The organism is Gemmatimonadaceae bacterium, assembly GCA_035633115.1.
In the GTDB taxonomy this organism is placed as follows: domain Bacteria; phylum Gemmatimonadota; class Gemmatimonadetes; order Gemmatimonadales; family Gemmatimonadaceae; genus UBA4720.
This window is the reverse complement of the sequence record DASQFN010000110.1, coordinates 1-2,225: the sequence shown is the minus strand read 5'-3', so window position 1 is coordinate 2,225 and position 2,225 is coordinate 1. Positions and strand designations below refer to the sequence as shown.

The 2,225-nt window shown below is 62.9% G+C and carries 3 protein-coding genes; all 3 read right to left on the bottom strand.

Features of this window, described 5'->3' with window-relative positions; translation table 11 throughout:
- Positions 1 to 27: 27 nt before the first annotated feature.
- Positions 28 to 1,704 (bottom strand): DUF4277 domain-containing protein, encoded by a 1,677-nt coding sequence (locus VES88_14895; protein ID HYN82773.1) that lies wholly within the window; start codon positions 1,702 to 1,704, stop codon positions 28 to 30.
- Positions 1,701 to 1,967 carry a hypothetical protein gene (locus VES88_14890; GenBank protein ID HYN82772.1) on the bottom strand — a complete coding sequence of 89 codons (267 nt, stop codon included), beginning with the start codon at positions 1,965 to 1,967 and terminating at the stop codon, positions 1,701 to 1,703. Before VES88_14890 ends, VES88_14895 begins: the two co-directional genes overlap by 4 nt.
- A gap of 67 nt (positions 1,968 to 2,034) precedes the next feature.
- On the bottom strand, positions 2,035 to 2,225 hold a 191-nt coding region (locus VES88_14885; GenBank protein HYN82771.1), incomplete at its 5' end, for an ABC transporter ATP-binding protein.

The window sequence follows — 2,225 nt, the reverse complement described above, 5'->3', positions numbered from 1 at the left end:
CTGTACTTTCGCGTGAATCTATACGGCCTATGATGAATTGTCAGCCAGCGCCGTGTAGAGGGAGGGAGGCAAGCCGAGGTGGCGCAACAGTTGCTCGTGCAATGGAGAGAGTGGCGTGAGATGCCAGCAGATCGTAGTCCCTCCCTCCGTACGCGTCAAGGTGATCTGCGCTCGGGCAAAGGCGTGCAAGATCCGCTGGCCCGTCGGTCGGCTCGTCGTGCGGGTGGGTTGGCCCTCGTACAGGCCGGCGACGACTTCTTGGGTGTGCTCCAGGCCCCGCCGCACCTGGGTTTCGAGCAGGGTCAACAGGCGCAGCGCCAAGGTCAGGAGCTGGGTCATCCCCGTCATCTGCTCCTCCTTCCACACAAACAAGGGGCTGAGGCCCAAGGGGAGGTCTTTGACGAGATGGAAATCCCGCTCCAACGACCAGCCTCCCCGATAGTGCACCACAGACTCCGTCAGCGACAGCATGTCCCCTGGTGCATTGGTGACCTGGACACGCCAGCCCAGCCGATGCCGCCGAGCCGCCAGGGCCGCCTCGTTCCGTTGCACGTCGGTGATGACGTAGCGGACGTCCACCTCGGTGTGCGTCAAACGCTGAGGGCCACCCCGACCTCGGCCCACATAGTACGTCTGCGGTGTCTCGTGCCGCATCCACGTCACCGTCAGCAGCCCGGCCACGTCGTGCCGCGCCACCACGCTCGCAATGGCCGCCTGCAACGCGGCTTCGTCCCGGATCTGGCGCTTGCCCCGACCCGGGGCAGGGGTCAAGGCGCGCAACTCCGCTTCGCCGGCCGCCAACCGCTTCGCCAGCGTCACCTCTTGGCGCTGGGCCAGGGCGCGCGAGCGTACGACCTGGACCCGTTCGGTCCAGTGCACTGGCTGTCCATCCACGGGCGCGCTCAGTGGGCGCTCACACTCGTAGCCAGCACCCAGCAGGCATGCCCCGTCCCACAGCAGCGTGGCCTCCTGTGGGCCGTCCACGAGAGCGTCCACCCATTGCGTCCACTGCGCCGCGGTCTCACTCGTGCGCGGCAAGGGCATCACGTAGTAATCCTGGTGTGCGGCGAGTTCGGCCCGCGTGCTCAACGCCGCCATTTTGCAGTCCCCAGCATACAGCAGGCCCGTGCGTCCCAAGAGTTTCCGTACCCGTTGGATCAGGGGGGTGTAGAGCGGATCATCGGCACACTGGCCTGGGTGGACATCGCAGGCGATCAGCTGGCCCGACGGCTGCGCGGCGGCGGCCATCAACTTCAGTTGCGGCAGGTCGGGGCGATGGTCCTTGCTGTGCCCCAACTGCATAATGCCGGTGTCGGTCACCTGGTGATAGCCATAGCTCGTCGTGCTGTCGAGGCGTATCCCTGTCAGCGCGAGCTCGTATACGGCCACGGTCGCTGCCCACAGGTCGCGCTCGATGGCCTCCCATGCCGTGGCGTCACTGAGCCGGCGCAGGACGCGGCCCAGACGGTCGTCGCTGAACTCCACCGTGCGTATGGGTTGGCCCAGCAGGTGTTCCAAGGTGTGGGGCATCGCGTTGGCCCATGCCTGGACCGCTGACTTACGATGGTCCGCGTGGGACAAGATATAGGCGAGCCAGCCCACGATGAGCCAGCCGTTGCTCAGCCCCTCTTGTAGGCTGTGCGTACCCAGATGACGGTCAAGGACCTCGGCCAATTGCAGCCGGTTGGCCACGCCAATGATCAACGGAATGTCGTCAACTCGTTCGTGTCGGAGTGTGAGTGTTGTTGCCATGCGGTACAGCCTATCGCAGAATTCGCGATATGGCCATCCGGTTCACGCGAAAGTAGAGGTCTTAAGCGCGTAAAATCGTAAATCTTGGCCTTCCCGATCCGTCCATGCTTTGCCGGAATGGAGAAGCCTGTGCTGATCACGTCGCTGATTTCTTCTGGATTTGTGCCACGTTCTTCGGCACGCTCCAGGGTATGCGGGTCAATGTGAATTTCCACTCTACCCTCTCTGTACCCTCGAAATCAGCCGATGCTGCCATACCTATGTGGATGTACTGCTCACTGTTCACATCCCCAGGTACGCCTTCTTCACCCCTTCATCCTGGAGTAACTCCTGGGCCTCGCCTTGCATGACAACAGTGCCGGTTTCCAGCACGTAACTGCGCTGGGCGATGGTAAGGGCGAGCATGGCGTTCTGCTCGACGAGAATAACTGAGACGCCCATGGCATTAATCTGCTGCACGATCTTGCCAATTT